At 54.0% G+C, this 26,376-nt stretch carries 20 protein-coding genes; 13 read left to right on the forward strand and 7 right to left on the reverse strand.

The annotated features are described in order from the left end of the window. Positions 1-7 precede the first annotated feature (7 nt). Both ACO064_RS12875 and ACO064_RS12880 read right to left on the reverse strand, forming a co-directional pair. Positions 8-1,957, reverse strand: a complete 1,950-nt coding sequence (locus ACO064_RS12875; protein ID WP_421827748.1) for a M1 family metallopeptidase — start codon at positions 1,955-1,957, stop codon at positions 8-10. A 47-nt stretch (positions 1,958-2,004) separates the two neighbouring features. Continuing rightward, on the reverse strand, positions 2,005-2,541 hold the full coding sequence (locus ACO064_RS12880) for a DUF2911 domain-containing protein (protein ID WP_150877005.1): 537 nt from the start codon (positions 2,539-2,541) through the stop codon (positions 2,005-2,007). A gap of 155 nt (positions 2,542-2,696) precedes the next feature. On the opposite strand from ACO064_RS12880, the gene ACO064_RS12885 reads away from it, so the two are divergent. The 8 genes from ACO064_RS12885 to ACO064_RS12920 all read left to right on the forward strand — a co-directional run bounded on the left by ACO064_RS12885 (position 2,697) and on the right by ACO064_RS12920 (position 15,024). Then, positions 2,697-3,881 carry a DUF4350 domain-containing protein gene (locus ACO064_RS12885; RefSeq protein WP_421827749.1) on the forward strand — a complete coding sequence of 395 codons (1,185 nt, stop codon included), beginning with the start codon at positions 2,697-2,699 and terminating at the stop codon, positions 3,879-3,881. Between the two features lie 15 nt (positions 3,882-3,896). Continuing rightward, complete coding sequence (locus ACO064_RS12890; RefSeq protein WP_421827750.1) at positions 3,897-4,871, forward strand: AAA family ATPase; 975 nt, start codon at positions 3,897-3,899, stop codon at positions 4,869-4,871. Further along, positions 4,868-6,208, forward strand: coding sequence for a DUF58 domain-containing protein (locus ACO064_RS12895; RefSeq protein WP_421827751.1), 1,341 nt, complete (start codon positions 4,868-4,870; stop codon positions 6,206-6,208). The genes ACO064_RS12890 and ACO064_RS12895 overlap by 4 nt, the downstream gene beginning before the upstream one ends. A 4-nt stretch (positions 6,209-6,212) precedes the next feature. Then, positions 6,213-7,673 (forward strand): M20 family peptidase, encoded by a 1,461-nt coding sequence (locus tag ACO064_RS12900; RefSeq protein ID WP_421827752.1) that lies wholly within the window; start codon positions 6,213-6,215, stop codon positions 7,671-7,673. Between the two features lie 117 nt (positions 7,674-7,790). Then, positions 7,791-10,622 (forward strand): T9SS type A sorting domain-containing protein, encoded by a 2,832-nt coding sequence (locus ACO064_RS12905; protein WP_421827753.1) that lies wholly within the window; start codon positions 7,791-7,793, stop codon positions 10,620-10,622. Positions 10,623-10,647: 25 nt separating this feature from the next. Beyond that, a complete protein-coding gene (locus tag ACO064_RS12910; protein ID WP_421827754.1) occupies positions 10,648-13,773 on the forward strand; it encodes a sensor histidine kinase in 3,126 nt (1,041 codons plus the stop codon). A 4-nt stretch (positions 13,774-13,777) separates the two neighbouring features. After that, the gene (locus ACO064_RS12915; RefSeq protein ID WP_421827755.1) at positions 13,778-14,422 is read left to right on the forward strand and encodes a response regulator; all 645 of its coding nucleotides are present in this window, start codon (positions 13,778-13,780) and stop codon (positions 14,420-14,422) included. A gap of 74 nt (positions 14,423-14,496) precedes the next feature. Then, positions 14,497-15,024, forward strand: a complete 528-nt coding sequence (locus ACO064_RS12920; RefSeq protein ID WP_421827756.1) for a hypothetical protein — start codon at positions 14,497-14,499, stop codon at positions 15,022-15,024. A gap of 41 nt (positions 15,025-15,065) precedes the next feature. Here the strand turns inward: ACO064_RS12920 and ACO064_RS12925 are convergent, their stop codons facing one another. Next, positions 15,066-16,670 carry a serine hydrolase domain-containing protein gene (locus ACO064_RS12925; RefSeq protein WP_421827757.1) on the reverse strand — a complete coding sequence of 535 codons (1,605 nt, stop codon included), beginning with the start codon at positions 16,668-16,670 and terminating at the stop codon, positions 15,066-15,068. Positions 16,671-16,772: 102 nt separating this feature from the next. On the opposite strand from ACO064_RS12925, the gene ACO064_RS12930 reads away from it, so the two are divergent. After that, entirely contained in the window at positions 16,773-18,050 is a 1,278-nt protein-coding gene (locus ACO064_RS12930) for a PQQ-dependent sugar dehydrogenase (RefSeq protein WP_421827758.1), read from the forward strand. 130 nt (positions 18,051-18,180) lie between these two features. On the opposite strand, the gene ACO064_RS12935 is transcribed toward ACO064_RS12930, so the two are convergent. Beyond that, entirely contained in the window at positions 18,181-19,191 is a 1,011-nt protein-coding gene (locus tag ACO064_RS12935; RefSeq protein WP_421827759.1) for an LLM class flavin-dependent oxidoreductase, read from the reverse strand. Between the two features lie 198 nt (positions 19,192-19,389). Here ACO064_RS12935 and ACO064_RS12940 point away from each other — a divergent pair, with 198 nt between their 5' ends. The 4 genes from ACO064_RS12940 to ACO064_RS12955 all read left to right on the forward strand — a co-directional run bounded on the left by ACO064_RS12940 (position 19,390) and on the right by ACO064_RS12955 (position 24,022). Then, complete coding sequence (locus ACO064_RS12940; RefSeq protein ID WP_421827760.1) at positions 19,390-20,490, forward strand: DUF6351 family protein; 1,101 nt, start codon at positions 19,390-19,392, stop codon at positions 20,488-20,490. Positions 20,491-20,761: 271 nt separating this feature from the next. Then, positions 20,762-21,133: a BlaI/MecI/CopY family transcriptional regulator gene (locus ACO064_RS12945; protein ID WP_421827761.1), complete on the forward strand. Its 372-nt coding sequence runs from the start codon at positions 20,762-20,764 to the stop codon at positions 21,131-21,133. After that, positions 21,130-23,103, forward strand: coding sequence for a TonB family protein (locus ACO064_RS12950; RefSeq protein ID WP_421827762.1), 1,974 nt, complete (start codon positions 21,130-21,132; stop codon positions 23,101-23,103). The genes ACO064_RS12945 and ACO064_RS12950 overlap by 4 nt, the downstream gene beginning before the upstream one ends. A gap of 7 nt (positions 23,104-23,110) precedes the next feature. Continuing rightward, positions 23,111-24,022 (forward strand): TonB family protein, encoded by a 912-nt coding sequence (locus ACO064_RS12955; protein WP_421827763.1) that lies wholly within the window; start codon positions 23,111-23,113, stop codon positions 24,020-24,022. 43 nt (positions 24,023-24,065) lie between these two features. On the opposite strand, the gene ACO064_RS12960 is transcribed toward ACO064_RS12955, so the two are convergent. The 3 genes from ACO064_RS12960 to ACO064_RS12970 form a co-directional block, all read right to left on the reverse strand. Then, a complete protein-coding gene (locus ACO064_RS12960; protein ID WP_421827764.1) occupies positions 24,066-24,443 on the reverse strand; it encodes a hypothetical protein in 378 nt (125 codons plus the stop codon). Between the two features lie 192 nt (positions 24,444-24,635). After that, positions 24,636-25,148 (reverse strand): phosphoglycerate mutase family protein, encoded by a 513-nt coding sequence (locus ACO064_RS12965; RefSeq protein WP_421827765.1) that lies wholly within the window; start codon positions 25,146-25,148, stop codon positions 24,636-24,638. 18 nt (positions 25,149-25,166) lie between these two features. Beyond that, entirely contained in the window at positions 25,167-26,366 is a 1,200-nt protein-coding gene (locus ACO064_RS12970; RefSeq protein WP_421827766.1) for a M20 metallopeptidase family protein, read from the reverse strand. Between the last annotated feature and the right edge of the window lie 10 nt (positions 26,367-26,376).

The raw sequence follows: 26,376 nt of genomic DNA on the forward strand, positions 1-26,376 counted from the left end.
GTTCAAATCAAGCAAGCCACGCCAGCCACTGCATCCAGTTTTGCGCCCAGAACATCAGTTTTGCGGCATATTTAGCGGCCGGGCTGGCGGGTGGACGGGTCGTAAAGCTGTTGTTGTTCAGGTTACTATCAATGTAAATTTTCTGCTGCGGATCGACTTTGGCCCAGTCGGCGCGGGTCGGCTGCGTCAGCGTAAAGGTGTGGGAGCGGGCCTTTCCGTCCCAATGCAGAAGTTCTTCTTTTCCGTTTGCGAAATGCACCAGCACCTCCACCGGCAATTGCGCATCGCCTTTCCGGTATACCGTAATGGCGGATCGGTACATACTCCCCTGCTTCGTACTGCGTACGGCGTGCAATTCATAGTCACAAACCTGATTACCGTAGAGTACCTGATCGAAAAACCAGCTCATATCCGGCCCGAACCGGTTGCCCAGCCGTTTCTGAACGATCTCATTCACAATCGCAATGAAGTTACCGGCGTTAGGGTGTTTGAATTGCCACCGGTTAAAATACGTCCGCATGATTTCGTCCATCACCGGGCGGCCCACCAGCCCGTCGAGCGTCCGCATCCAGGTGGCGGGTTTGAAGTAGGTCAGTTCGCCATAATAGTCGTCGGGCAGTTGCCAGACATTGCCGAAAGAAGGCGCAATCGCCGGATGGTCGAGGTGAACATAGGATGTGCGCGACAACTCCAGATTGCCCATTCGGTAGCCGAACAGATCGATCACTGACGATTTCGGGCCGTAAGTTTCGTCCATGATCCGGCCTTCGTAATACTGGTTGAAGCCCTCGTCCATCCACGCTTCCTCAAATTCGTTGGTCGCCAGCAATTGCATAAAGTACTGATGCCCAAACTCATGGATGGTTACCTGTTCCGGTAGCCGCATTCCGGTGGGCATTCCCCAGCTTGTTCCGGCGGTGATAAAAGTGGGGTATTCCATTCCCGACGCGCCCAGCGCCCACACGGGCGGGTCCACGATGGTGAGCGTGGCAAACGGATACCGCCCCAGGTGTTTATCAAAATAGGCGAGCGCAACTTTGGCCGCATCGATGTGCCGTTGCGCCTGACTGGCGTGTTCGGGTTGCATCAGGGCACGAATCGAAACGTGCCGCCAGCGGTCGTCAAACACGTCAAAATCCGGGGAAGCCGTCCAGGCAAAATCCACCACATCTTCGGCATACCAGCGCTGGGTTTTGGTGCCATTCGGATTTCGTCGCTCACTTTTCAACTGACCGGTCGCACCAACGCGGAAGGTTGCCGGTATGGTCATGGCGACGTCGTAGACCCCAAAATCGGCGTAGAACTCCGAATGGGCGTGAAATTGATGGCAATTCCATTGCCCTTGTGTGGCGTAGCGGGTTCCGGCCGGTTCATACACCCCGATCTTGGGAAACCACTGCCCAATCAGGAAAAAATCGCGGCTGTAGCCGGTTCGGGCAAAAATTTTAGGCAATTTGGCCCGAAACGCAATGTCGAGCGTGATGCTTTCGCCGGGCGCAACCGGTTTGCTGAGCGGTACGCGGATCACGGTCTGGTCGTCGGCATTCGCATCGTCGGGCTGGATAAACCGGTAGTTACCCGTCAGGTTTTCGGCTTCACCCGATGCTCCGGCCCGAGTTTTCATCGACACGATATCGATCGATCCGAAGGCTTCCGGGTCGTTTTTATCGATAAACTCACCCCGCAACTGCCCCCCCGATTCGCGCATGAAGGTAGATTGAAGGTTCCGGAAAGCATTCAGATACAAATGAAACTGTAGGTCACGAACGAACTCGTTCGACGGGTTTTTCCAGACCAGCGTCTCTTTTCCTTCCAGCCGCTTCGTTTCGGTGTTGAGTTCAACCTGAATCTGGTAATTCGCAATGCGCGGACTGAGTGGCACCGCAGAAATGGTTTTCTGCGCGTACACACTCCGGCCAAACCAGAAAATACTGAAAACAATTACAAAATAGTTCATGCCCCGTTCGGACCCGGTTTCAACGAATTGATCACACAATCCGCTCTCTATTGATTTTCGCGGAGCCGAATCGGCACAATGGCCTCAGTTTGATCCCAGGCCAGCAGCATGTCGCTCCCGCCCGCCTGGGGCGCAAAACTAATGTAGAACTGTTCGGCCACCGCATTGCGTTTCCGGGCTGCCACCGGCACCCGCAAAACATCTTTGGTCTGGTCGTAACTGGTTCCCCACTGCCCGGTTTCCCGGTTGAAAATAACCATCCAACTGCCTTCCGACGGGATGGTCCAGAGCGAATATTCGCCTTCATCCAGCGGTTGCCCGGCCACGGTGACGTTCTGATCGATCGTAATGATCGTCGCTTCGTTTGCGCCCGTCCGCCAGACTTCGCCGTACGGTACCAAACCGCCAAAAATTTTGCGCCCTTTTTTATACGGCTGGCAATATTCTACTTTCACCTGAACGCCATTCTGGTCACTGGTCGCAACCGCTTCCGGGCTGGACGACTTGGTAAACGAACGAAGTCCAAAAAAACCGATGAGTACTAAAACCGCAAGGCCGCCGACGATCCATAAGACTTTTTTCATAAAACAGGAATTTTGTTTAGCAAGCAGGAAAGTTATGAAAATTTGTTTGGTTGCAGGTTTCTAACTTATTATAACTTGCAGATAAACCGGCATGTCATTTGTGCGGATGCCCACACAAACCGCTTGTCAAGTGGCAGGAAATAAACCCATACCGTTTGAAACCGAACAAATACCTTCTTTTTCTGATTACAACCATCGTTGCGTATGGGCTGTTCGAATTTTATCGCCCGAAACCCATCGACTGGAATCCCACCTACACGAACAAAGATAAAATTCCGTTCGGTACCCGGGTGTTGTTCGACCTGTTGCCGGACGTTATGAACCAGCAACCCGTAAAAAGTCTGCGCCTGCCGGTTTACAACCACCTCTCGGATAGCACCTTACCCGCCCGTAGCAACTATATCTTCGTTTGTCATACGCTGAAATTGAGCGGTTTTGATCGGAAGAAGCTGCTGGAATATGCCAATCAGGGCAATACGGTTTTTATTTCAGCCTACGAATTCCCGGATTCACTGGCAAGGCTGCTCGGTTTTCGCGCCGATCTGAAAAGGCCCACCTTGCGCGATACGACCCTGGGCATGAATTTCACCAATCCGGAGCTGAAAAACCGGATCGATTACCACTTCCGGCACGACGACGGACGAAATTTTCTGGTCACCACGAAAGCCTCCCAAACGACGGTTTTGGGCCGCAATGCCCGAAACGAGCCTATTTTCATCAAAATTCAATATGGCAAAGGCGCTTTTTTCATCCACAACCTGCCGCTGGCGTTTACCAATTTCTACGTTCTCGACTCATCTACCGCCGATTATGCCTACAAAGCCCTGTCCTATCTGCCCGCCCGGCCGACTTTCTGGGATGAATACCAGAAACTGGGGCGTTTCGATGAGGATGAGCAGTCGCTTCTGCGGTATATTCTGACGCAGCCACCCTTGACCTGGGCTTATTACCTCACCATTCTGGGTTTGCTGCTGTACGTTATTTTTGCGGGAAAACGAACCCAGCGCGTCATTCCGCTGGTCGAACCGCTGAAGAATACCTCACTGGCATTTGTGCAAAACGTGGGCCGTTTGTATTTCCAGCGTGCCGACCACGGGAATCTGGCCCAGAAGAAGATTCAGTATTTTCTGGCGTATGTTCGGGAACAATTTGGGCTGAATACCGCCATGCCTGACGAAGAGTTCAAGCTGGCCCTGGCGCGGAAAAGTGGCGTTTCGGAGCCGGATGTTCAGGCCTTATTCCGCCAAATTGCTTTTTCGCAACAGCAGATCATGAGCGAGTACGATTTGATTCGATTGAATGAGTTGATTGAAAATTTTTATATACAGGCGAAAGCGTAACTGCGAATTCACACCATGTCTCTCTACGAAAACCGCTTAGATTTAACCGAACTTAAAACCGCCGTCGATGCCATTCGGGCCGAAATCGGCAAGGTCATCGTCGGGCAACACCAAACCATCGATTTGCTCCTGACGGCCTTGCTCGCCGATGGCCACGTGCTGATCGAAGGCGTTCCAGGCGTAGCCAAAACGCTGATTGCCAAGCTACTGGCCAAAACCATTTCGGTCGATTTCAGCCGGATTCAGTTTACGCCCGACCTGATGCCGTCCGATGTTTTGGGAACGTCCATTTTCAACCCCAAAACCACGGATTTTGAATACCGCCGGGGGCCGATTTTCTCCAACATCGTGCTGATCGACGAAATCAACCGCGCTCCGGCCAAAACCCAGGCGGCTTTGTTTGAGGTGATGGAAGAGCGGCAGGCCACCAACGACGGCATTACGTATCTGCTGGCCGACCCGTTTCTGGTGCTGGCGACCCAGAATCCCGTCGAGCAGGAAGGCACTTACCGGCTGCCCGAAGCCCAGCTCGACCGTTTTTTGTTCAAAGTCGTCGTCGGGTATCCCAACGTGCTGGAAGAAGTGAACATCCTGAAAGGCCACCACGAACGCCGGAATCTGGCCGACGCGGTCGAAGCCGTTCAGTCGTCTCTCACGGCGGATCAGTTGCAGGCGTTGCGGGCTCAGGTTCACCGGGTTCACATCGAAGATAAACTGTTTGAATACATCGCCCAGATCGTGCAGAGTACGCGTACGCACAAATCGCTGTTTCTGGGAGCCTCGCCCCGGGCGTCGGTGGCGCTCCTGAACAGTTCCAAAGCCCTCGCCACACTCCGGGGCCGCGATTTTGTCACACCCGAAGACGTGCAGGAACTGGCCGCGCCGGTGTTGCGCCACCGCGTGTTACTCACCCCCGAACGCGAAATGGAAGGCGGCACAGCGGATGAGGTGATTGGTCAGGTGGTGCAGAAGATTGAGGTGCCGCGATGATCCTTTTCCGCGCACTCTACGTTTCCACCCGCGTCTGGCTCCTGCTGATCGCGTTCGTATTGCTGTTCATTCTGGCGTACGTATTTCCGGTACTGTTCCCGTTTGTCAAACTGCTGCTGGCGGTTTTGGTAGCGTTGTGCCTGCTGGACGGCATTCTGCTGTTCCGAAACCCAACCCAACGGGCGGCTTTTTTTGCGCGACGCGAACTCCCCGACCGGCTCTCGAACGGCGACGAAAACCCGGTGACCATTTACCTCGAAAACCGCTATTCCTTTCCGGCCCAGGTCGAAATTATCGATGAAATCCCGTTCCAGTTCCAGAAACGGGATGTGCTGTTTACGGCCACGCTAAAGCCCAACGAAACCAAAACGCTGCGCTACGAACTGCGGCCAACCAGGCGGGGAGAATATAATTTCGGCGCCGTGAATGTCTACGCAATGACGCCCCTGCGGTTATTGAAACGGCGGTATCAATTTTCACAGAACAAGATGGTGGCGGTTTTTCCGTCGTTCCTGCAAATGCGGCAGTATGAATTGCTGGCCATTTCGAACCGGCTGAGTGAGGTGGGGATCAAAAAAGTCCGCCGGATCGGGCACAGCATGGAATTTGAACAGGTGCGGGCCTACAACCGGGGCGACGACGTCCGGACGATCAACTGGAAAGCCACCGCCCGCCGGAGTGATCTGATGGTGAACGCGTTCCGGGACGAAAAATCGCAGGCCATCTATTGCCTCATCGACAAAGGCCGCGTCATGAAATCGCCGTTTGAAGGACTCAGTTTGCTGGATTATGCCATCAACGCGACGCTCGTTTTGAGCAACATCGCCCTGCTTAAACAGGACCGTGCCGGGCTGCTGACCTTCTCGGAACAAATCGGACAACTCGTGACCGCCGAGCGACGGCCGGGCCACATGCAGAAAATTCTGGAAGTGTTGTACCGGCAGAAAACCCGGTTTCTGGAATCGGATTACGAAGCCCTGTATACCAACCTCCGCCGACACATTCGCCAGCGGAGTTTATTGCTCTTATTTACTAATTTTGAGACGGTTAACGCCATGCGTCGGCAACTGCCGTACCTGCGCCGGATGGCCAAAGACCACCTGCTGATCGTCGTTTTTTTTGAAAATACCGAATTAAAAACGTTATTGAACAACCCGGCCAGTACCACGGAAGAAATCTATCAGAAAACCATTGCCGAGAAGTTTTATTACGAGAAAAAACTGATCGTCAAAGAATTACAACAATACGGTATTCAGGCCATTCTGACCGCTCCGCAGAACCTGACCGCCGACACCGTCAATAAATACCTGGAACTGAAAGCACGGGGCATGATTTAGAAAAATGAAAAGACTCCGCTGGCTCCTGATTGGATTGGCTGTCCTGCTGCTTGTTCTGCTGGTCAATACCCTCCGCTTTTCCTCAAAGCAACTGAGCGATGTTCCCCCCGTTGCCGCCGTTGCGGTGGGCGATTCAGCCGTGAACCGGCTGGTGGCGGCATTGCGGCTGCGAACAGTTTCGTATTCCGATGAGTCGCTGACGGACACGACCCAGTTTGAGAAATTTCTCAGCCTGCTCCAGCAATCCTTCCCCCGGATTCATAGCCAGCTCAAACGCGAGACGTTTAACCGGTACGGTTTACTCTACGAATGGAAAGGCAAAAATCCGGCGCTGAAACCGGCGTTGCTGACGGGGCACTACGACGTCGTCCCGGTGATTCAGGGAACCCAGAAAATGTGGAAACGACCACCGTTCGACGGGTTGTTGGAAGGCGGTTTTCTGTATGGCCGGGGCACGCTGGACGACAAAAGCAGCGTTATGGCGCAACTCGAAGCCGTGGAAGGGCTGCTGGCCACCGGTTTTCAGCCCGAACGGACGATCATGCTGGCCTACGGACAGGACGAAGAAGTGACCGGTTTTCGGGGTGCTCAAACCATGGCCGCCGAACTGGAACGGCGGAAAATTACGCTGGAATACGTACTGGACGAAGGTGGGGTGATTAAAACCGACGGCATTCCGGGCCTTCCCAAACCGGTCGCTCTCATCGGAATCGGCGAAAAAGGCTACGCCAGCATTGAGCTGACGACCGTTAGCAAGGGTGGGCATTCGTCGATGCCACCGAAACAGACCAGCATCGGGCTGGTGGCCGAAGCGGTGAGCAAGCTGGAAAAGAACCCGTTTCCGGCACGGCTGGATGCGGGGCTGGATCAGATGTTTACCTACATCGGTCCCGAAATGCCGTTCGGGCAGCGGATCGTGTTTGCCAACCAGTGGTTGTTTGCGCCCCTCATCACCCGCATCATGGCGCAGTCGAATTCCGGCAATGCGACGCTGCGGACCACCACCGCACCCACGATTTTTCAGGCGGGGGTGAAAGACAACGTGCTGCCGATTGAAGCCACGGCCACCATCAACTTCCGGATTCTGCCCGGCGAAACGGTGGAGACCGTTGCCGAACGTGTAAAGGAAGTCATTGACGATGAGCGAATTCAGGTCAATGTACTGAAAAAATTCATCAGCCAGCCTTCACCGGTTTCCGATCCGGATGCACTCGGTTTCGAGCGGATACACCGAACGATCAAGGGCGTTTTTCCCGAAACCATCGTCACACCGTATCTAACGCTGGGCGGCACAGACTCCCGGTTTTACGCCCGGATTTGTCCGCAAATCTACCGGTTTTCGCCCACGCCCATGAACGACGAAGACACCCAGCGGGTTCACGGCACCAACGAACGAATCAGCCTGAAAGACTACCGGAACATGATCCGGTTCTACGCTACGCTGATCAGGAACAGCCAGCCGTGAAAGGCGGTTTTACGGTTTTTATTTTATGGTTTATGATAATAGGTTTATAGTTTACAGAATTTGTACTTTTATAAACTTCTTATCCAACCCTATGCCCAAAACCGGTGTCTTGCAGGTATGGCAGCCCTTCTCCTAAACCGACGAATTTCGAGCGCAAAAAGCAGCGGTTTTCAACGCTTCATGCTTTGCAGTTTCTTCCTCCTTGCTGGCGCGTCTTTGGCCTTCGGTCAATCCACTTCCATCCACTTCGATCCGAACGGTTTTTACCAAATCAAGTCAACGGCGAATTCGCGAACGGCTAACACCCGCAAGGTCCAGAATGCCACGATGGCTATTTCAACGGACGGCAGAAGACCCGGTGACGCGGTTTCTGTGCTGGTTACTTTTGGGACAGAAGTGAGCCTGAAAAGTCCCACCTGGTTTACACTGGTCCTGAAAACATCACCGGATGTTCAGGCTCCCAATCGGATTGTGTTTATTTCCAATACGGCGGTCAATCAGGCGGCCCGAACGCTGCAGATCCCCATCGGGGGGTTGAAAGAAAATACCAGTTACTACTTCACCCTTACTAAGTGGACAGGATGCGACGGGGAGGAACTGGCTCAAGTGCAATACCAAACCGGCTCTTTCCCGAAAAAACCCAAAAAGGTGTTGCTGATTCTCGATAAATCATACGAAAATGATCCGCAGATCGACCAGGCCATCTCGACGTATAAAGCCGACGCCATCCGCGCTGATCCAGAACTGGTTTTCGAGCCGTTTTATCTCGGCAATAACCAGCCGGAGCGCGGAAAGCTCTACGAGCACATCCAAAACCGGTATTTCGATGCAGCGACGCCCTTGCATTACTTGTTTTTCATCGGGCAAAATGCCAGTACCTACATTCGGTCGTACCGCCTGAACCCCGCAACCAATCAGGCCGGGCCGGGCGACGTTTTTAGCTTACCCGGTATCGGTGTCTACGCCAAGATTTTGAATCAGGACTTCCCGTATGATAGCCAGCAAAATGCCTTCATCAACCGACGGTATGATTGCCAGGCGGTGGGCACCAACCCGATTCCCAATGACATCGCGACCCCATTTTTTCAATCCTCCACCACCGATATTTCCTACGGTGCCCTCGTGCCCACCCGTTCCGAAGAAGGCAAAGACTACATTTTGCGGTACTTTGAAAAGCTACACCGGTTTAAAACCGGTCAGTTTAAATTCGACCGGAAAGTCCTCATCGCCGACACGTTTCGTTACGACGGCAGTTTCCCCTCTCTCATTGAACAGATGACCGGCCGCTGGCGCAACAACGATACCATCAACGTCCCCCAAAAATACGGTTCGGATTTTCACGGCGACGATCCGATCTGGCGCGATGATTACCTCAAAAAGTTGGGTAGTCAATCGTACGAAATTGTCACCTATAACGGCCACGGATCACCCGGCCTCCATTACTTTGGTATTACGCCAACCCATATTCAGAATCTGGAAAAACTCAACACGCTGATTTTTGACTTTGTCTCCTGCTCATTGGGCGGGATTGACGTGCGGGATTATATGGCGGGAACGTATCTGGCAAAAGGGAACACGCTTTTTGTGAACGCCTATTCGGTGCCGATCTTCGTCTTCGCTCCTGAAAACCAGTCGCCCCTGCTGGAAAAATTCAAGGAAAATCAGACCTTTCGGCTTCTTGCCAACGGTGCGTACACCAGCGATGCCTATCGACACAGCTACACGTTTAATGATAGCCAGTATCTCTTCGGCGACCCGCTCCTGCTGCTCGATCCGCCCCTGTGCAACACCGCTGAACCACTGACTATTTCCACTACCGGCGCCACCGAACTTTGTCCGGGCGATACGGCGACGCTCCGGCTTTCGACCAATTTCACGGATGTTCGCTGGTTCCGGAATGAGCAGGAAATCAGTGGTGCCAAAGGCCATACGCTGGCCGTGACACAGGGCGGTTTGTATACGGCGAAAGCCAAACGATGCGAGCAGGAAGTGAGTAGCGTTCAAGGGGTTACCGTCACATTAAAACCGGGTCCCGAAATACCGGTTATTACCGTTGAAACCTTCCCGGATCGATTCCGGCTGCGGGTCACGCCAGCGGGAAAATTCACGAGCTTTAACTGGCTCATTAACGGAGAACGCTGGACCGAAACCACGCGTGACACCGCCGTCGCGGCCTTTTTGGGCGATTATACCGTTCGGGTTTCCCAGGATGGTTGTTCGGCCCTGTCAAAACCGGTTTCGGTTCGCATCGAAAAACCGGCGTTATCCGTCACTACCCCCGTCCCCCTTTGCACGGGCGACAGCGTCGCGCTGAAAGCGCCCGATAATTTCAGTTCGTATACGTGGCTGACCAAAGACGGACCCTCGGTGACGACCACCAGCAGCACCCGGTTCATCAAGCAGAGCGCTTCCGTGGCGGTGACGCCCAAACGGGGCAATCTGGAAGGGCCGACCTCCGATTATGTCACCATGAACTTCTCCCCTAAACCGCCCAAGCCAACCGTGACCCCGGAAAGCAATGGTTTTCGATCAAGCAGTGCGACGGGGAATCAGTGGTACCGAGATGGTCAGCCGCTGCCGGATTCGACGCGCCAGGTTCTGCGCAATCCGGGTGCCGGAACCTATACCGTCCGCGTGACCGGACAAGGTGGCTGCTACAACGACTCGGACCCGATGATCATTACGGCGGTAGAGCCGACGCCAGGCACCTTGAATGTGTACCCGAATCCCGGCAACGGAACGTTCTGGGTGGAGTGGCCCGACGCCTTCCGGTCGGGGGATCTGGACGTGGTGGATAACCTGGGCCGCAAAGTCTACAGCCGTTCCTACGCCAGCAAACCGACTGGCCCGGTGCCGGTCAGGCTGAAAACCGCGCCGGGCCTGTACCTGTTGCGGCTTTCGAATGCCGGACAAATTCACACGGTCAAGGTAGTCATTGAAACCGATTGATGGATCTAGCTCAAAAACCGCTGCCATGACCCGTCTGTGGTGTATCATTCTCTTGTTCAGTTGCTCATTGAGCGTGTGGAGCCATGCTCAGACGGCCCGCCAGCTCCGCTTCGAACACCTGGGCATCAGCGAGGGGCTGGCGAATAATGTGGTGTATGCCCTGCTTCAGGACCGCGAGGGGTACATGTGGTTTGCGACCGACAATGGCCTCAGCAAATACGACGGCTACACGGTTACGACCTACAAAAAGATTCCCGGAGATACCACCTCGCTCGCGGGCAATTCCGTGATTCAGTTAATGGAAGACCGGGATGGCTGCCTCTGGCTCGGCCTGATGGGGCAGGGCATTTGTAAATTTGATAAACAGACTGAAACCTTTACCTGTTACGGCCCCACTCCCCAAACCCTCCATTATGGAACGATAAACACCCTTGTGGAAGACCGGGAAGGTGATTTGTGGGTAGCGAACGGCACGCCCGAACTCCGGAAATTCGACAAAAAAACCGGTACCTATTCCCGCTTCAACTATGCGACCTTGCTGGCCGAAAAGGCTTCCACCGGGAAAATCCCGGAAGTCAACACGATTTATCGTGATAAAACCGGGACGTTGTGGGTGGGCAGTCAACAGGGGCTGCACCGGATGAGTCGCAACCCGGCCGGAGCCGGAAAAACCGCTTCCGTTCACTTTACAACCTACCGGCACGACCCCGCCAATTCCCGTAGTCTGAGCCACGATGAGGTGCGGGAACTGTATGAAGACCATGTGGGTATGTTGTGGATCAGCACCGAAAACGGCCTGAACCAGTTTGACCGGCAAAGCGGGACGTTCCGGCATTACCCCTACACGCTGAGCCCGTCGCCGGCCATCAATGCCATCATCAACCGAAAGTTCAGGCACTTTGCCGAAGATCAGCAGGGGAACCTTTGGATTGGCACCAATACGCAGGGTTTGTTTCAGCTCAATCCCGAACGCACCCGCTTCACGCAGGTGCAGCACGACCCGGAAAATCCGCTGAGCTTGCGCGGTTCTTTCGTCAACGCCCTCCTGGTGGACCGATCCGGTTTGTTGTGGGTCAGCATTTGGGGTGAGGGCGTTGACCGGGCGCATCCCCGCCAGCAACCGTTCCAGCATTACCGACCGCTTTCCGCTCCGGTTTCGTCCTTGAGCAATAAATATGTCGATGCCATTCTGGAAGACCGAACCGGCATCGTCTGGCTGGCCACCGGAGCCGGACTGGACCGGTTCGACCAACGAACGGGCCGCTTTAAGACGTACCAATTCGCCCCTAACCAGCCCAGGGGGCAGCCGAAACGCCATGTGAATGCCCTGCTCGAAGACCGGGACGGCAACCTGTGGGTGGGTAGCCAGGGCGACCTGGCGCTGTTCAACCGGCAAACGGAAACCTTCATTCCGTTTACGCAGGACACCCTCCGCTATCCGGGACTCGGCGGCAATGGCGCGATCTTCACCCTTTACGAAGATCGACAGGGTCTGCTTTGGCTGGGTACCAACAACGGGATCAAAAGCTTCGACCGAAAAACGGGTCACGTAACCCACTATGCGTATGATCCAAAAAATGCGAATGGCATCAGCGATGCCTGGGCAATTTCGATCTGCGAAGACAAGCGGGGAAACCTCTGGATTGGCACGGGCAGCGTAGCCCTTAATCGGCTCGACCGGAAAACCGGGCGGTTTACGCACTACCGTCCGGATCGTCGCAAACCGGGCAGCCTGCCTTCGGATGCCGTTCCCAGCATCTTTCAGGATTCAAAAGGGGACCTGTGGCTGGGGACTGCCGGTGGAGGGCTGTGCCGATTTGAGAATGAAACCGAAACGTTTCAGGTCTTTACGCAGGCCGACGGGCTGGCCGATCATTCTATTTTTTCCATTCAGGAAGACAATCAGGGGCAGTTGTGGCTGGGAACGGCCAAGGGCCTCTCCCGGTTTTCGTTTGCCGACAAGACCTTTATCAATTACGATGTCAGTGACGGTTTGCCCGGCGACGGGTTCAAAAAGGCCCATTTCAAGGGGAAAAGCGGTGTGCTGTACTTCGGCGGTGAGAATGGATTCGTTACGTTCGATCCCCGGCAGCTAACGACCAACCGCCATGTTCCACCGGTGGTGATTACGCAGGCCAAATTGTTCGACAAACCCATCGCCGGTCAAATAGAAGCCCGAACCCTGCACCTGAACTACGATGAAAACTTTTTCTCCTTTGAATTTGCGGCCCTGAATTACGTGAATCCTGCCAAAAACCAGTACGCCTACCAACTGGCAGGTCTGGAAAAAGACTGGGTGTACAGTGGCTCGCGACGGTATGTGAGCTATACCAACCTGGATCCCGGAACGTACGTTTTCCGGGTCAAGGGGTCGAACAACGATGGGGTCTGGAATGAAAAGGGAACGTCGATTCAGGTCATCATTCATCCACCGTGGTGGCAAACGACCGGGTTTCGGCTGGTGGCCATCCTGAGTCTGCTCCTGCTGGCCGGGAGTGCCGTCCGGCTTTATACCCAAATGAAACTGAGTCGGCAACGGCACGAGATGAAACAGGTATTGCAGGCGCAGGAGGGCGAACGACAACGGCTGGCGGCCGATTTACACGACGACCTTGGATCGACGCTGGCGGCCGTTAAGGTACAACTCGAAATCGTTCACGAACCCGACGATGCCTTGTTGCAGCCAATCAGGCTGATGGAAAAAGCGATTCGCGACCTTCGGCACATTTCCCACAACCTGATGCCGCCGGAGTTTGTCCGGCTCGGCCTGACCGAAGCCCTGCACGAAACCGTAAACCGGGTCGAAGCCAATTCCGGGATTTACTTTCTGTTCATCTCCTTTGGCCCGGAGCGACGGCTCGACAATGAAGTAGAGCTGACCATTTACCGGATTGCGGTTGAACTCATTCAGAATGCCATCCGGCATGCCAGAGCAAAGCAGATCACGATTCAGTTGCTTTTTTATCCACAACAGGTATCTTTATTGGTCGAAGACGACGGTCGGGGGTATTCGGCAACCGTGCCTAACAAACCCGCCGGAATCGGGCTGCGCAATATTCGCTCCCGGGTTACGTATCTGAAGTCGAAGTTACTGGTCGATTCCGGCGAACGCGGAACAACCATCATTCTGGAGGTGCCTATTGATTCGTAAATGCATGACTTCTGCTGTTAAACCAACCACCATTCTGATTGCCGACGACCATCAGGTGTTTAACGACGGCCTGCACAGCCTGCTCCGGTCGGTCGACTCCCGCTATCAGGTGGTCGATCAGGTATATACCGGAACGGACGTTGTGCCGGCCATTCAGAATGTACACCCTGATCTGGTTCTGCTGGACATCAACCTGCCCAACCGAAATGGGCTGAACAGAGCCCGCGAGGTCGTTCAGGCGTTTCCGCGGGTTCGGGTCATCATTATGTCGATGTACAGTTACCAGACGTTTGTCGATGAACTGAAGGCCATCGGTGTTGCCGGTTACCTCCTGAAAAGTGCCTCCCAGCAAGAGTTGTTCACCTGCCTGCAAAACGTTGTCGACGGTATTCCGTACTTCGATCCGAAATCGGGCAGCAAGGCCGGAACGCAACACCCCGAAGATGATCTTCTGAAACGGTTTAAACTATCGCCCCGAGAGCTGGAAATTATCGCCCTCCTGAAACAGGGAATCGACACATCTGAAATTGCCAAGCAGCTTTTTCTATTGACCGAAACCGTTAAAATCCACCGCAAGAATATCTATTACAAGCTGTCGGTCAATAATCTGGCCGAATTGATTCAGTTTGCCGATGAACAGGGTTTATGAGCGTTGATAAATTTTCATGGTTTGAGTGAAAAGTGTTATTATTGGAAAAAATAAGATTAAATCCACATATTTTCATGAAAACACTTTTTACCTTCATCATCGGCGTTCTACCCTTCCTTTCTCAGGCTCAGGAGATTCCGGCAGACCGAACTGCCAAAGCCATTTATGTCGAAGCACTGGGCAGTGGGTTGGGGCTGTCCATCAATTTTGATACGAGGTTTCAGAAAGGCCGCCTTGACGGTCTGGGCATTCGGGGCGGCATAGGCGGCATCAGTGCCTCGGCTTCGGATGGAACGACCTCGGCTTCAATCGGGGTGCTTTCTCTGCCCATTCTGGTCAATTATGTAGTTGGCAATAGTCGCGCGTCCTTCGAAGCCGGGGGCGGACTAACGCTTTTTCGAGCCAGCGCATCGGGCACCGACGCCGTCAATGGCGATCTGTCTTTCCACGGCACCAGCGTATTCGGGGCCTTTAATCTCGGCCTTCGGCTTCAACCCAAGCGAACCGGTGCCCATTTTCGGCTCTATTGGAATCCGATCATTGCCAACAATCGCTTTCAGGCTTCCTGGTTTGGGCTGTCCCTGGGAGTCGGATTCAAGTAGCAGGGCAATTACGGGCCTTAAGATCAACCCAGTGAATCCGCTCACTTGCCTTGCGAAACCGTCCCCGTCAACTTCCCTTCCAGCACCGGGCGCGGGTCTTTGGTGTTTGACAAAACCGCCAGGCTTTTCCGGAATTCAAGCCGCAGATCGTCGCCCGAAAACCGGCAGGTTACGTTCTCGTAATGGGCCGTTTCGATAAACCGCCACGTCATCGTAAACGTATTTTCGTCACTCCAGGCACCACTCCCGGCCAGTTTCGTTTTGGTTTCTTTCGGCACTGCCGTCGGAACGAGTTTCAGCGGAACGGTCGATAAATCGGATTCCGCTTCTTTCCAGTTTCCCAAACCGCAAACCACCCGGTGTTCGCCCTGGTCGTCGTGCAGCGTGCAGACGCAGGACCCATTCTGAAAAGCCAGCGAAACCCGTTTGATGTTCAGCGAATTGTCGGCCATCTGATACGGTTTTCCCGTCACCCGCGCCACCGTCGGTGACGTAGCTTGTCCGGCTGGCAGCGGCAACGCCAGCGCGGCTAGTTTCTGTTTCAGCGGAACCGCCGGTTTGGCCGCGATGGCCTCCGGCTGAATGCCGGGCAGAATGTGCTTCCAGACCTGATCCAGAATGCCCTGCATATCACTCGTTTCGCTCGTAATGGCAATTACCGTATCTTTCTCCGGCATCACAATGCAATATTGACCGTAGGCCCCATCCCCCCGGTACGCGCCGTTGCGGCACCGCCAGAACTGGTAGCCGTAGCCTTGCAGCCAGTCGTTTTCTTCCTTCGGGCGCGAGCCGCCCTTTGATTGAATCTGGAATTTGGTAGCGTCTTCGATCCAGGCTTCGGGCAAAATCCGCTTGCCGTTCCAGAGGCCTTTTTTCAGGTATAACTGGCCAAACTTCGCAATGTCCTCGGTGCGCACGCGAAGCCCCCAACCGCCGGTCGCGATGCCTTTCGGATCGGTTTCCCAATCAGCTCCCTCGATGCCCAGCGGATCGAAAAGCCGGGGTTTCAGGTAAACCAGCAACGGCTGACCCGTCACTTTCTGAATAATGGCCGACAGCATGTAGGTAGCTCCGCTGTTGTAGACGAAAAACGTGCCGGGTTCGTGTTCGACCGGCTGGGCCAGAAACGCTTTCACCCAGTTCTGATCGGGATCGGACCGAAGTGCGCCCGTCGAATCCTTGTCGTGACCCGTTGCCATCGTCAGCAAATCCTTCACCCGCATGGCCGCCAGGTTGGCGCTGACCGTAGCCGGAACCTCGTTCGGAAAAAATGAAACCACCTTGTCGTCGACCGTCAACCGCTTTTCGGCCACCGCCAGGCCAATGGCCGACGATGTAAAGCTCTTGCTAAGCGAATACAGCGTGTGTTTGAGATCGGGGGCGTAGGGCGCCCACCAGCCTTCCGCCACCACCTGACCATGCCGCACCACCATTAGACTGTGCAGATTGAGCTTCGCGGCTTCAACGGCATTGACAAAATCCAGCAAACCCGCCGACGAAACGCCCTGCGCTTCGGGCAGGCTGCGGGGTAGCCGGAACGAACGCAACGGAGCCGCCTGGAGCGTCGTCGGCAGGGAGCCGATCAGACCCAGGCCTGCAACGCCCAAGCCCAGTTGATGGAGGAAAACGCGACGATTTAAGGTCATGTTTTTAGGAATAATATGATTTTATCCAGTGATTCTGCCAAAATACACAGAAATTGGCAATCTTTAGACTCACGGTTCCCCATTTAACAACTAAACCCTTTCATGAAAAGAACATTTATCCGGACCATCTGTCTGGTTAGCGCACTGGCAGGCTTTCATCCCGTCTGGGCCACCGGCGACACGCCTGCTTCGTCAACCCAAAAAAGCAAAACCGTCGAGCCTTCGGCAATCAAACTACCGGCCGGTTTTTCGGCTTCCATCGTCGCGACCGACCTGTTGGCTGCCCGACATATGGCTGTCAGCAAAAACGGCGACATCTACGTCAAATTGGGGAAACTGAAAGACGGCAAAGGCATTTACCGGCTTCGGGATACCAACAAAGACGGCGTGATCGACGAACAAACCGGTTTTGGCGATTATCCCGGAACGGGCATTTTTATCAAGGATGACTACCTGTACGCGTCGTCCAACAGTGGCGTTTACCGGTATCAGTTGAATGAAAAAGGCGAGGTGATGCAGCCGGACCAGCCGGAAAAAATTGTGGAAGGTCTGCGGTTGAAAGAACGCGATCAGTCCAAGTCGATTGCGGTCGATAACCAGTCGATGATTTATGTCAACGTGGCCTCCGACAACGACGCCTGCCGCGAAGCCGGAACGGGCAAAGGCCTGATGCCGTGCCCGTTGCTGGATTCAGCCGCTGGCATCTGGCAGTTTAAAACCAACCGACTCAACCAGTCCTACAGCGATGGCGTCCGGTTTGCAACGGGTTTGAAAAACACCGTCGGCCTGGATTGGAACACCAAAACGAACTCGTTGTTCGTCGTTCAGCACGGTCGCGGCAAGTTCCACGATTTCTATCCGGAATATTATACGCCTAAGCACAGCGCGGAATTACCGGCGGAAACCATGTACGAAGTGAAAAAAGGATCGGATGGCGGCTGGCCCTATGTGTATTACGACCACATTCAGAAGAAGAAAATTCTGGCGCCCGAATACGGCGGGGATGGCAAAAAAACCGGTGGCGAAAAAGCCATGAACCCCGTGGTGGCCTTCCCGGCGCATTTGGCCCCAAACGGGTTGTTGTTTTACACCGGAACGATGTTTCCCGAAAAATACCGCAATGGTGCGTTCGTGGCCTTCCACAGCCAGTCGGCGGAATTGCAAAAAGGCTATTTAGTCGCGTTTGTGCCGTTTAAAAACGGAAAACCGTCGGGAGCCTGGGAGATTTTTGCCGACAATTTTGCCGGTATCGACTTAGCCAAACCCACCGGCCCCGTTCAGCACCGCCCCTGTGGACTGGCCCAGGGGCCTGACGGCTCGCTGTACGTCTCCGACGATCTGGGCGGAACGGTTTTCCGGATTGCGTATAAGAAGAAATAGGGCTACAGTTCCTTTTTTCACTTCGTTATTCGATATTTCGTATTCATTATTCGATATTGAATGTACAAAATCATGTAACATCGAATGTTGAATAACGAACATCGAATAACGAAGTGAGGAAACCGCTTGATCAAGCGACTACACTCTTCAGCTCAAACACCTCCGACAGCAGCCGGTACGACTCCAGCCGCTCTTCAAATTCGGAGGCCACGTTGACCAGCATCAGTTCATCGACTTCGTACTGATCGGCATACCTCAGCAGTTGTTTTTTCACTTCTTCGGAATTGCCCATAATCATCCGCTGCCGGTTGTGCTGAATGCGCGCTTCCTCGCCCGGCGAATACGCGATGGTTTTCAGATCGTTGTAGTCGAACGGATCCACTTTGCCCCGGGTTTCGTATTGCAAAAACCGGTAGTCGATCATGGCCTGTTGCCGGTGTACGGTTTCGGGATCGTTGGAACAGAACACAAAAAACGCGACGTTGGTCTGGGGTTCTTCCAGGTTCTCGGACGGCTGAAACCGCGCCCGATACTGCTGCATGGCCTCCGGTCCGCCGTGTGGGTTGATGAAATGGGCGAACGAAAATCCCATGCCGAAATGAGCCGCCAGCAAGCCGCTGTGACCACTCGAGCTTAACATCCACTGCTCCGGCACCGACGGCGGAATCGGCATGGCCCGCACTTTGGCCTGAACGCTGCCCGGCGCATACCGATCGTTCAAATAATTCTGCAAATCAAACAGTTGCTGCACCAGATCCTGCTCACTGAAGGTGTTGGTCGAGTTCAGAATACTGGCCGTAACGCGATCTCCGCCCGGTGCGCGGCCCATGCCGAGGTCGATGCGGCCAGGGAAAAGCGTTTCCAGCATCCGGAAATTCTCGGCGATTTTCAGCGCACTGTAATGCGGAATCATCACCCCGCCCGAACCCACGCGGATGGATTGCGTTTGTCCGGCCAGGTGAGCAATCAGGATCTCCGGCGTTGTGCCGGCCAGCGAGGTCACATTGTGGTGTTCGGACACCCAAAACCGGGTATACCCCAGTTCTTCCGTTAGCTGGGCGAGTGCCACGGTTTCCAGCAAGGCTTCCCGCGCATTGCTCCCTTTGCGAATGGGCGACTGATCTAAAACGCTTAATTTCATCTCTACTTTGGATTAGCAAACATAAGTTCTATTGTTCTAGAACAACAAACGAACAAAAAAAGGTGCCATTCCTGCTCTAAACCTTATTGAACCGGCAAGTGACGGAAACCGGATCGTGGTTTTGAGGGAACGGTCTTGCTTTTGCGAATGCATTCTGGTAAATCGACTGGCGATTCCTGTATCCTTTCCTGATCGATCATGAAATCCATCCTGCTGCTTGCCTTTTTCGGCCTTACGCTGAACGCCTTCGCCCAATCATCCTCGCAGGCCCGCGTCGATACGGGAACTCTTGGCGGAGCCCGCTACCGCATCGACTTTCCCGCCAACTGGGGCCAGGCCGGTTCGCCCAAACGCCTGTTGATGTATGCCCACGGCTACGAAACGATCGGCAACAAACGGGGCAATCTGAGTGGCGGATGGATGTCTCCTTTCCTGAAAAAAGGCTTTGCCGTGGCCCAGTCGGCTTACCGTCGGCAGGGCTGGGCGGTTTCGGAAGGCGTGGACGATACGGAAGCCCTGCGGCAGCATTTTGTCAAAAAATACGGCCAGCCCGACAGTACATTCGTCACCGGACACTCGATGGGTGGCATGATCACGCTGGCAACCATCGAAAAATTCCCGCAGCACTACCAGGGAGCCCTACCCTTTTGCCCCATCTCCGGCCATCTGTACCAATCGTTGCAGCGACACCTTTTTGCGGTTCTGGTCACCTTCGACGGCCTTTTCCCCAACACGCTGGCATTGGAAAAGCTGGCAAACGGAACCGCAACTCCTACCGATGGAGACGTAATCAAGCAGAAACTGGAAGCCGATTCGCTGACCGGTCAGCAATTCGCCCGCCGGTTTTCTATTAAATATAAAGACCTGCCGGGTGTCCTCTGGTTTTTTCAGGAAATCTACCGCGACATCAGCCAGCAGGCGGGTGGTAACCCGTTCGACAATACGAATCTGTTATACAGCGGTTTTCCGGATGATGTGCTCGTCAACCGCCAGGCCACCCGGCTGACGGCCCAACCCAAAGCCCGGAAGTTCCTGGGGCCTTACACCACGTTTAGCGGCAAAATCAGCGACCCGGTTTTGCTGGTTCATACGACCTATGACGAGTTGATTCCGCCCGAAGAAGCCACGGCCTACGACGCCATTGCCCGGCAAGCGGGTAACGACCGGCTTTTTGTCATGAAATTTACCGACGGACAGGGCCACTGCCGGTTTACGCCCCAACAAACCGAAGCGGTTTTCGATCAACTGCGAAACTGGGCGAAGGCGGGGCAACAGCCGGTGGCGGGGGAAGTGAAGTAATATGAACCAGTAAAATCTGTCCTCAATGGTATCAGCCCACGGTTTTAACCGTGGGCTTAAAGTTTTTATTTACATTCTGGAACCGTTTCAAAGGTTTCCTCATTGGCTTTCCACAACATCTCACGGTTAAAACCGGAGGCTAGTTTTAATGTCTCCATTCCCCCAATAACCCAACAAAAACATTTTTTCCAACAAAAAACTAATATGTTAGTTTTAAAACTAAACCATTAGTCATATATTTGATTTAAGATCGTAATCAACCTGATGCCGTATGCAAGTTCGCGAATTGACCAATGCCGAGGAAGAAATCATGAAGGTGTTGTGGAAACTGGAAAAAGGGTTTGTCAAGGATGTTCTGGCCGAACTCCCGGAGCCCAAACCCGCCTACAACACCGTCTCGACCATCATCCGCATTCTAGAAAAAAAGGGGCTGGTGGGTTACCGGGCCTACGGCAAAACGCATGAATACTATCCGCTGATCACGGAAGAGGAGTACAAACGCTTCGAAATGGAGCAGCTCATGTCCGGTTATTTCGACAATTCGCTGAAAAAGCTGGTGTCGTTTTTTGTCAAAGACCGCAACCTGAGCCTGAAAGAAGCCAACGAAATTATTGACCTTCTAAACCGCCAGAAAGACTCATGAACGCGGCCCTCGAATACCTGCTGAAAGCCAATCTGTTTCTCGTATTGTTTTACGCCTGTTACTGGATCTGGCTCCGAAAACATACCTTTTTTCGGCTCAACCGGGCCTACCTGATCATGTCGGTGCTGCTTTCGCTCACCCTGCCGCTGGTGGAATTGCCCGCCGACGCGGCCGAAACCCTGCCCGTTCCGGTGGTTGCGTTTTCGCTGCCGGTCGTTATTCAAACGGCGGAACAGCCGACCGGGCCGAATTGGGAAACCATCGCCTACTGGGTATACGGGCTGGTCGCCGGGGCACTGTTTCTGCGGTTGCTGGTGCAGATAACGGGCGTGGGGCGGCTGATCAAGCGCTCGGAACGGCACAATCTGGACGATTACACGCTGGTGCTGCCCGCCGATGAGCGCGTTCCGACGTTCTCGTTCTTCCGGTATCTGGTGCTGTGTCGCCGGGATGCGCAAACGGCCAACACGCCGATCGTCGCCCACGAACTGGTTCACATCCGCCAGGGACACAGTTTCGATGTGCTGCTGCTGGAAGTAGTCCAGCTTTTCTTCTGGATGAACCCGATTCTGATTCTCTACAAACAGGCAATTCAGCAAGTCCACGAGTTTCTGGCCGACGCCCAGGCAGAAGACAAACATGAATACGCCACCTTCCTGATCAGCTATGCATTTGGCGTTCAGCCCAATACGCTGACCAACGGTTTTTTCAAACCGGCCTTGTTGAAAGAACGCATCAAAATGCTGCAACGCCGGGCTACCAGCCACTGGGCGCTGGGAAAATACATGCTGGTGTTGCCGCTCCTGCTGAGTTTGGTGGCGATGACGGCCGCCCGCGAGCAACTTACGGAACTGGTGACGCCGGTTTCGGATGAAAAAGGAACGGTTTCGGGAAAAGTTATCGATAACGACGGACAGCCACTGCCGGGGGCGACGCTCATTGTCCGCAACACGACAAGTGGTGCGCAAACCGACATACAGGGCCGCTACGAGTTGAAGAATGTTCCGTCTGACGCCAAAATCGTGGCCAGTTTCGTCGGCTACGTATCGCAGGTGAAGGACGTAGCCGGCAAAAAAACGCTTGATTTTACGCTGGTTCCTAAAGTCGATTCGCTGCACCCCGTGGTCGTGGTGGGCTACGGTTCTACCACAAAACCAGCTCCGACGAATCCTTCATCAAACACCCTCTCCGCAAAAGGGGAAACGTTTTCGGTGGTGGAACAAAATCCGGCATTTCCGGGCGGCATCCCCGCTTTGGGAGCCTATCTCTCCCAAAGTATCCGGTATCCAGCCGAAGCCCGGCAAAACGGCACCCAGGGAACGGTTTTTGTACAGTTCACCGTCAACAAGAACGGCGACATTCAGGGACTGCGGGTGAAAAAAGGCATTGGCTCGGGCTGCGACGAAGAAGCGGTTCGGGTGGTCAGCCAAATGCCGCGCTGGACACCAGGCATTCAGAATGGAAACCCGGTTATGACTCAGTATGTCCTGCCCATCCAGTTTGCTCTGGAAAAAGAAGACAAACGAAGCGGTCAGGTGATAGACAGCAAACCCGATACTCCCAATGTCATCCTCAGGGGTTCTGCCCTTTCCGACCCGGATAAAAAACCGCTGTTTGTCGTTGACGGAAAACGCCGGACTGCTTCTTCACTAAAACCAGAGCCTTTGGCTGATGTAAATCCGAATGACATCCATTCCATCAATGTCCTGAAAGGCGAATCGGCTACTACCCTGTATGGCGATGAAGGCAAAAATGGGGTAATTCAGGTGAAAACCAAACAAGGCGCAATCGGCGAGCAGATTCAGCAGGCTGGCCGGATCGATTACGACGGAAAACCGCCGGTTTATATGCTGGACGATAAAACGATCACGCGGGAAGAATTCCAAAAACTGAACCCCGGCAATCTGCAAAGTGTCGAGGTCGATCCTACCAAATCCACTTACACCATCAAGGCCACGACCAAAAACTAAACCCGTTATGAAGCCTTCCTATTCTGTTTCTGCCCGGCTCCGCTTCTGCCAGCGCCGGATGGACAACCGACTCATTGCCTACACGTTCGGGCCGAAACCGTCGGCTTTTGTAACGCCTTTCTTCCAATCTTCCACCTTAAAACAGCGCATTCTCATGCTTCAGAAATCCGAAACCAACCGCTGGGCAGTCGTTAAATACGGCTTTGTGGCCCTGCTCACCTTTTCTCTCTTCATTTTCGTGGCGGCTTGCGAGGACCAGGCGAAGCAGGAGGTTGTCAACAACAAAGAAATAACAGTTTCCGGTCAGATTCTTGCTAATGACGGAAAACCGCTTCCAGGTGCCAACATCGTTGTAAATAACGTCGAAAGGGGGACAACCACCGATGTAAAGGGCCGCTATAAAATCACGGTACCCGCTAATGGAACCTTACTGATTAGCTTCGCTGGTCACAAAAGCCAGGAAATTGCGGTCGGCGGAAAAACCGTTGTGAATGCCCGGCTGGTTGAAGGTTCTGACGAAACAGCGGGGCGGTTTTCGGGCCAGACCACGGCCCCCAACCGCACCGCTGAAAAACTGACAGCGGAGCAGGATAAGGAACACATTTTCACTGTGGTTGAAAAACATCCTGAATTTCCGGGAGGGATGATTGGGTTGACCCGTTTTATCCATGAAAACCTGCGTTACCCGGAAGCCGCCCAAAAAGCACATGTGAGCGGGAAGGTCTTTCTTTCGTTTGTGATCAACACGGACGGCAGTTTTCAGGACATTCAGGTCCTAAAAGGCTTTGGTTTTGGTGCCGACGAAGAAGCGATTCGGGTGCTCAAAGCCATGCCGCGCTGGAAACCAGCCATGCAGAATGGGAAACTGGTGCGTGTGAAATACAACCTGCCGATTAAATTTGAGTTGGAAGACAACTAAATCAAAAAGCCCCGGTACGTTGCGTATCGGGGCTTTTCTGGAGTTACTTTCTCCGGTTTTTAGGGAACAGTTCCATGAATTGATCATAAAACTGTTCGTACTCATCCGGGGCTTTTCGTTTTTCCCAGCCCACGGCAAACTCGGTTTTGGCCCGCTTCCAGGTGACAGTCACCGCCGGATTTTCCGGATTTTCCAGTTTGGTGGTTTTGATCTTACACGTCTGCTCCAGCCTTGCGAATACCTTCTGGGTGGTATCCTTTTTCTGCTGGCCCAACTGCGTAAATCCTCCCTCCGATCCTTCCCGGTAATACATCAGCCCATTGTCCAATAGCCGGTATTCGGGCCGGTCGGTATCGTTGCCAAGTGTTACCACAATCTGGCGACCGGTAAACCGGTTCGGAAACGTTGATCCGGTCGACACCGGTGTTTGGCCTTTGACAAGGCCTGTTTCAAGCAAATACGTCAGACAAAAAACAAAGAACAATCTTACCACTCGCAAACTCATTAAACAGATTCAATTTGGGTTAGTACTCTCTATTCTAACTGCCTAAACGACAAAAAATTGCCCGATTTTTTGTCGCCTGGTATTCACATTTCCCCGAAAGCAAGCGGATCAAGGTTCTGTCGGCTTGCCGTACGTTTCTTCCTGCAAGCTGACCGACGTGCCAAAAATGCCATTCTTGATGGTTACAATCAGCAAGTTATCGTGATCGCCCGATTCGATTTTGGTTTTTGTCGGTTTGGTATCCAGCCCTTTTGCAATCTCCAGAATTGTGTTGCTGTGGCCGACCACCAGGCTATTTTTACCCTTCGTTTTCTGGATCAGTTCCACCACCGCGCCGACCGGTTTTGCCGGATAGGAGTCGATGGGCAGGTTGAGTCGCTGCGACAGGGGCCGGGCCGTTTCCTGCGTCCGGCGGTAGGGCGTGGTCAGAATCTGGCTAATCCGCTCGTCCTCCAGCCGGTCGGCCAGGGCCTGGGCGCGTTCCAGCCCAACGGCGGTCAAACCGCTGCTGTCGGCTTCGTTGATTTTCTCCGCGTGCCGGACAATGTAAACCGTAGACGTCGAACAGCCCGTCAGGCCGAGCACCAGAAACAAAACCGGAAGTAGTTTATAGATCCTCATCGCAGCGTTGTAAAACTCTTAATTCTTCACTCTCAACTCCTCCAGCGCCAGCCAGCTCATCAAACCGGCACCAATTTCCAGGGCTGATTCGTCGATGTCGAATGTGGGCGTGTGAACGCCGGAAATGATGCCCCTTTCTTCGTTGCGCGTTCCGAGCCGGTAGAAACACGAATCGACCACCTGCGAATAGAAGGCAAAATCTTCCCCCGCCATCCACAAATCGAGGTTTACGACGTTGTCGGCACCCATGTATTCCGTGGCTGCCGAGCGCATTCGCCGGGTCAGTTCGGGGTGGTTTTTCAGGAAAGGATAGCCGCGGACCACCGTAAATTCGCAAACGGCACCCATCGCTTCGGCCATGCCCTCGGCCATTTTTTTCATCCGGCGCAGGCCGTCTTCCCGCCATTCTTCGTCCATGCAGCGAAAGGTGCCTTCAATTTTCACCTCGTTGGGAATCACGTTCGTGACGCCGTCGGCAATAAACCGCCCGAACGACAACACCGAGGGATTGGCCGGTTTTCGGTTGCGGCTGATGATCTGCTGCAAAGCCACGATGATGTGCGAAGCAATCAACACCGGATCGATGAGCTGGTCGGGCATGGCACCGTGGCCGCCTTTTCCGATCACCGTCAGGTAGAGTTCGTCGGTGCTGGCCATGTACATGCCTTCGCGGAAGCCAATTTTGCCAACCGGCACGTTCGGAGCCACGTGCTGGCCGAGCATGCTGGCCGGAGCCGGGTTTTCCAAAACGCCATCTTTGATCATCAGCGACGCCCCACCGGGAGCTTTCTCTTCCGCCGGTTGGAAAACCAGTTTCACCGTTCCTTCAAACTGGTCGCGAAGTTGCTGCAAAATGCGGGCGGTTCCCAACAACGACGACGTGTGCACATCGTGTCCACAGGCGTGCATGACGCCCTCGACGGTCGATTTGTAGGGAACATCGTTGGCTTCGTGAATCGGCAGTGCATCCATGTCGGCCCGCAGCCCCACAACCCGGTTTTCGGACGAACGACCTGCGCGTCCTTCGATGAGCGCGACCAAACCCGTGTTGGCAACGCCTTCCTGCGGAGTGAGGCCAATGGCTTTAAGCTGATCGGCAACGAATTTTGCGGTTTTGAACTCATTGAACGACAACTCCGGGTTGGCGTGCAGGTGACGGCGGTTGGCAATCAAATCGGCCGCATAGTCGCGCGCTAGTGTTTTGATTTGTTCTTTCATATGGGTAGAT

Origin of the sequence: Larkinella sp. (assembly GCF_965227735.1) — a bacterium.
GTDB lineage: Bacteria > Bacteroidota > Bacteroidia > Cytophagales > Spirosomataceae > Larkinella.

Bases quoted from the DNA above. Each gene is read 5' to 3' on its own strand.
- ACO064_RS12875 (WP_421827748.1), bottom strand. From the start codon at position 1,957: ATGAACTATTTTGTAATTGTTTTCAGTATTTTCTGGTTTGGCCGGAGT.
- ACO064_RS12880 (WP_150877005.1), bottom strand. From the start codon at position 2,541: ATGAAAAAAGTCTTATGGATCGTCGGCGGCCTTGCGGTTTTAGTACTC.
- ACO064_RS12890 (WP_421827750.1), top strand. From the start codon at position 3,897: ATGTCTCTCTACGAAAACCGCTTAGATTTAACCGAACTTAAAACCGCC.
- ACO064_RS12895 (WP_421827751.1), top strand. From the start codon at position 4,868: ATGATCCTTTTCCGCGCACTCTACGTTTCCACCCGCGTCTGGCTCCTG.
- ACO064_RS12900 (WP_421827752.1), top strand. From the start codon at position 6,213: ATGAAAAGACTCCGCTGGCTCCTGATTGGATTGGCTGTCCTGCTGCTT.
- ACO064_RS12905 (WP_421827753.1), top strand. From the start codon at position 7,791: ATGGCAGCCCTTCTCCTAAACCGACGAATTTCGAGCGCAAAAAGCAGC.
- ACO064_RS12910 (WP_421827754.1), top strand. From the start codon at position 10,648: ATGACCCGTCTGTGGTGTATCATTCTCTTGTTCAGTTGCTCATTGAGC.
- ACO064_RS12915 (WP_421827755.1), top strand. From the start codon at position 13,778: ATGACTTCTGCTGTTAAACCAACCACCATTCTGATTGCCGACGACCAT.
- ACO064_RS12920 (WP_421827756.1), top strand. From the start codon at position 14,497: ATGAAAACACTTTTTACCTTCATCATCGGCGTTCTACCCTTCCTTTCT.
- ACO064_RS12925 (WP_421827757.1), bottom strand. From the start codon at position 16,670: ATGACCTTAAATCGTCGCGTTTTCCTCCATCAACTGGGCTTGGGCGTT.
- ACO064_RS12930 (WP_421827758.1), top strand. From the start codon at position 16,773: ATGAAAAGAACATTTATCCGGACCATCTGTCTGGTTAGCGCACTGGCA.
- ACO064_RS12935 (WP_421827759.1), bottom strand. From the start codon at position 19,191: ATGAAATTAAGCGTTTTAGATCAGTCGCCCATTCGCAAAGGGAGCAAT.
- ACO064_RS12940 (WP_421827760.1), top strand. From the start codon at position 19,390: ATGAAATCCATCCTGCTGCTTGCCTTTTTCGGCCTTACGCTGAACGCC.
- ACO064_RS12945 (WP_421827761.1), top strand. From the start codon at position 20,762: ATGCAAGTTCGCGAATTGACCAATGCCGAGGAAGAAATCATGAAGGTG.
- ACO064_RS12950 (WP_421827762.1), top strand. From the start codon at position 21,130: ATGAACGCGGCCCTCGAATACCTGCTGAAAGCCAATCTGTTTCTCGTA.
- ACO064_RS12955 (WP_421827763.1), top strand. From the start codon at position 23,111: ATGAAGCCTTCCTATTCTGTTTCTGCCCGGCTCCGCTTCTGCCAGCGC.
- ACO064_RS12965 (WP_421827765.1), bottom strand. From the start codon at position 25,148: ATGAGGATCTATAAACTACTTCCGGTTTTGTTTCTGGTGCTCGGCCTG.
- ACO064_RS12970 (WP_421827766.1), bottom strand. From the start codon at position 26,366: ATGAAAGAACAAATCAAAACACTAGCGCGCGACTATGCGGCCGATTTG.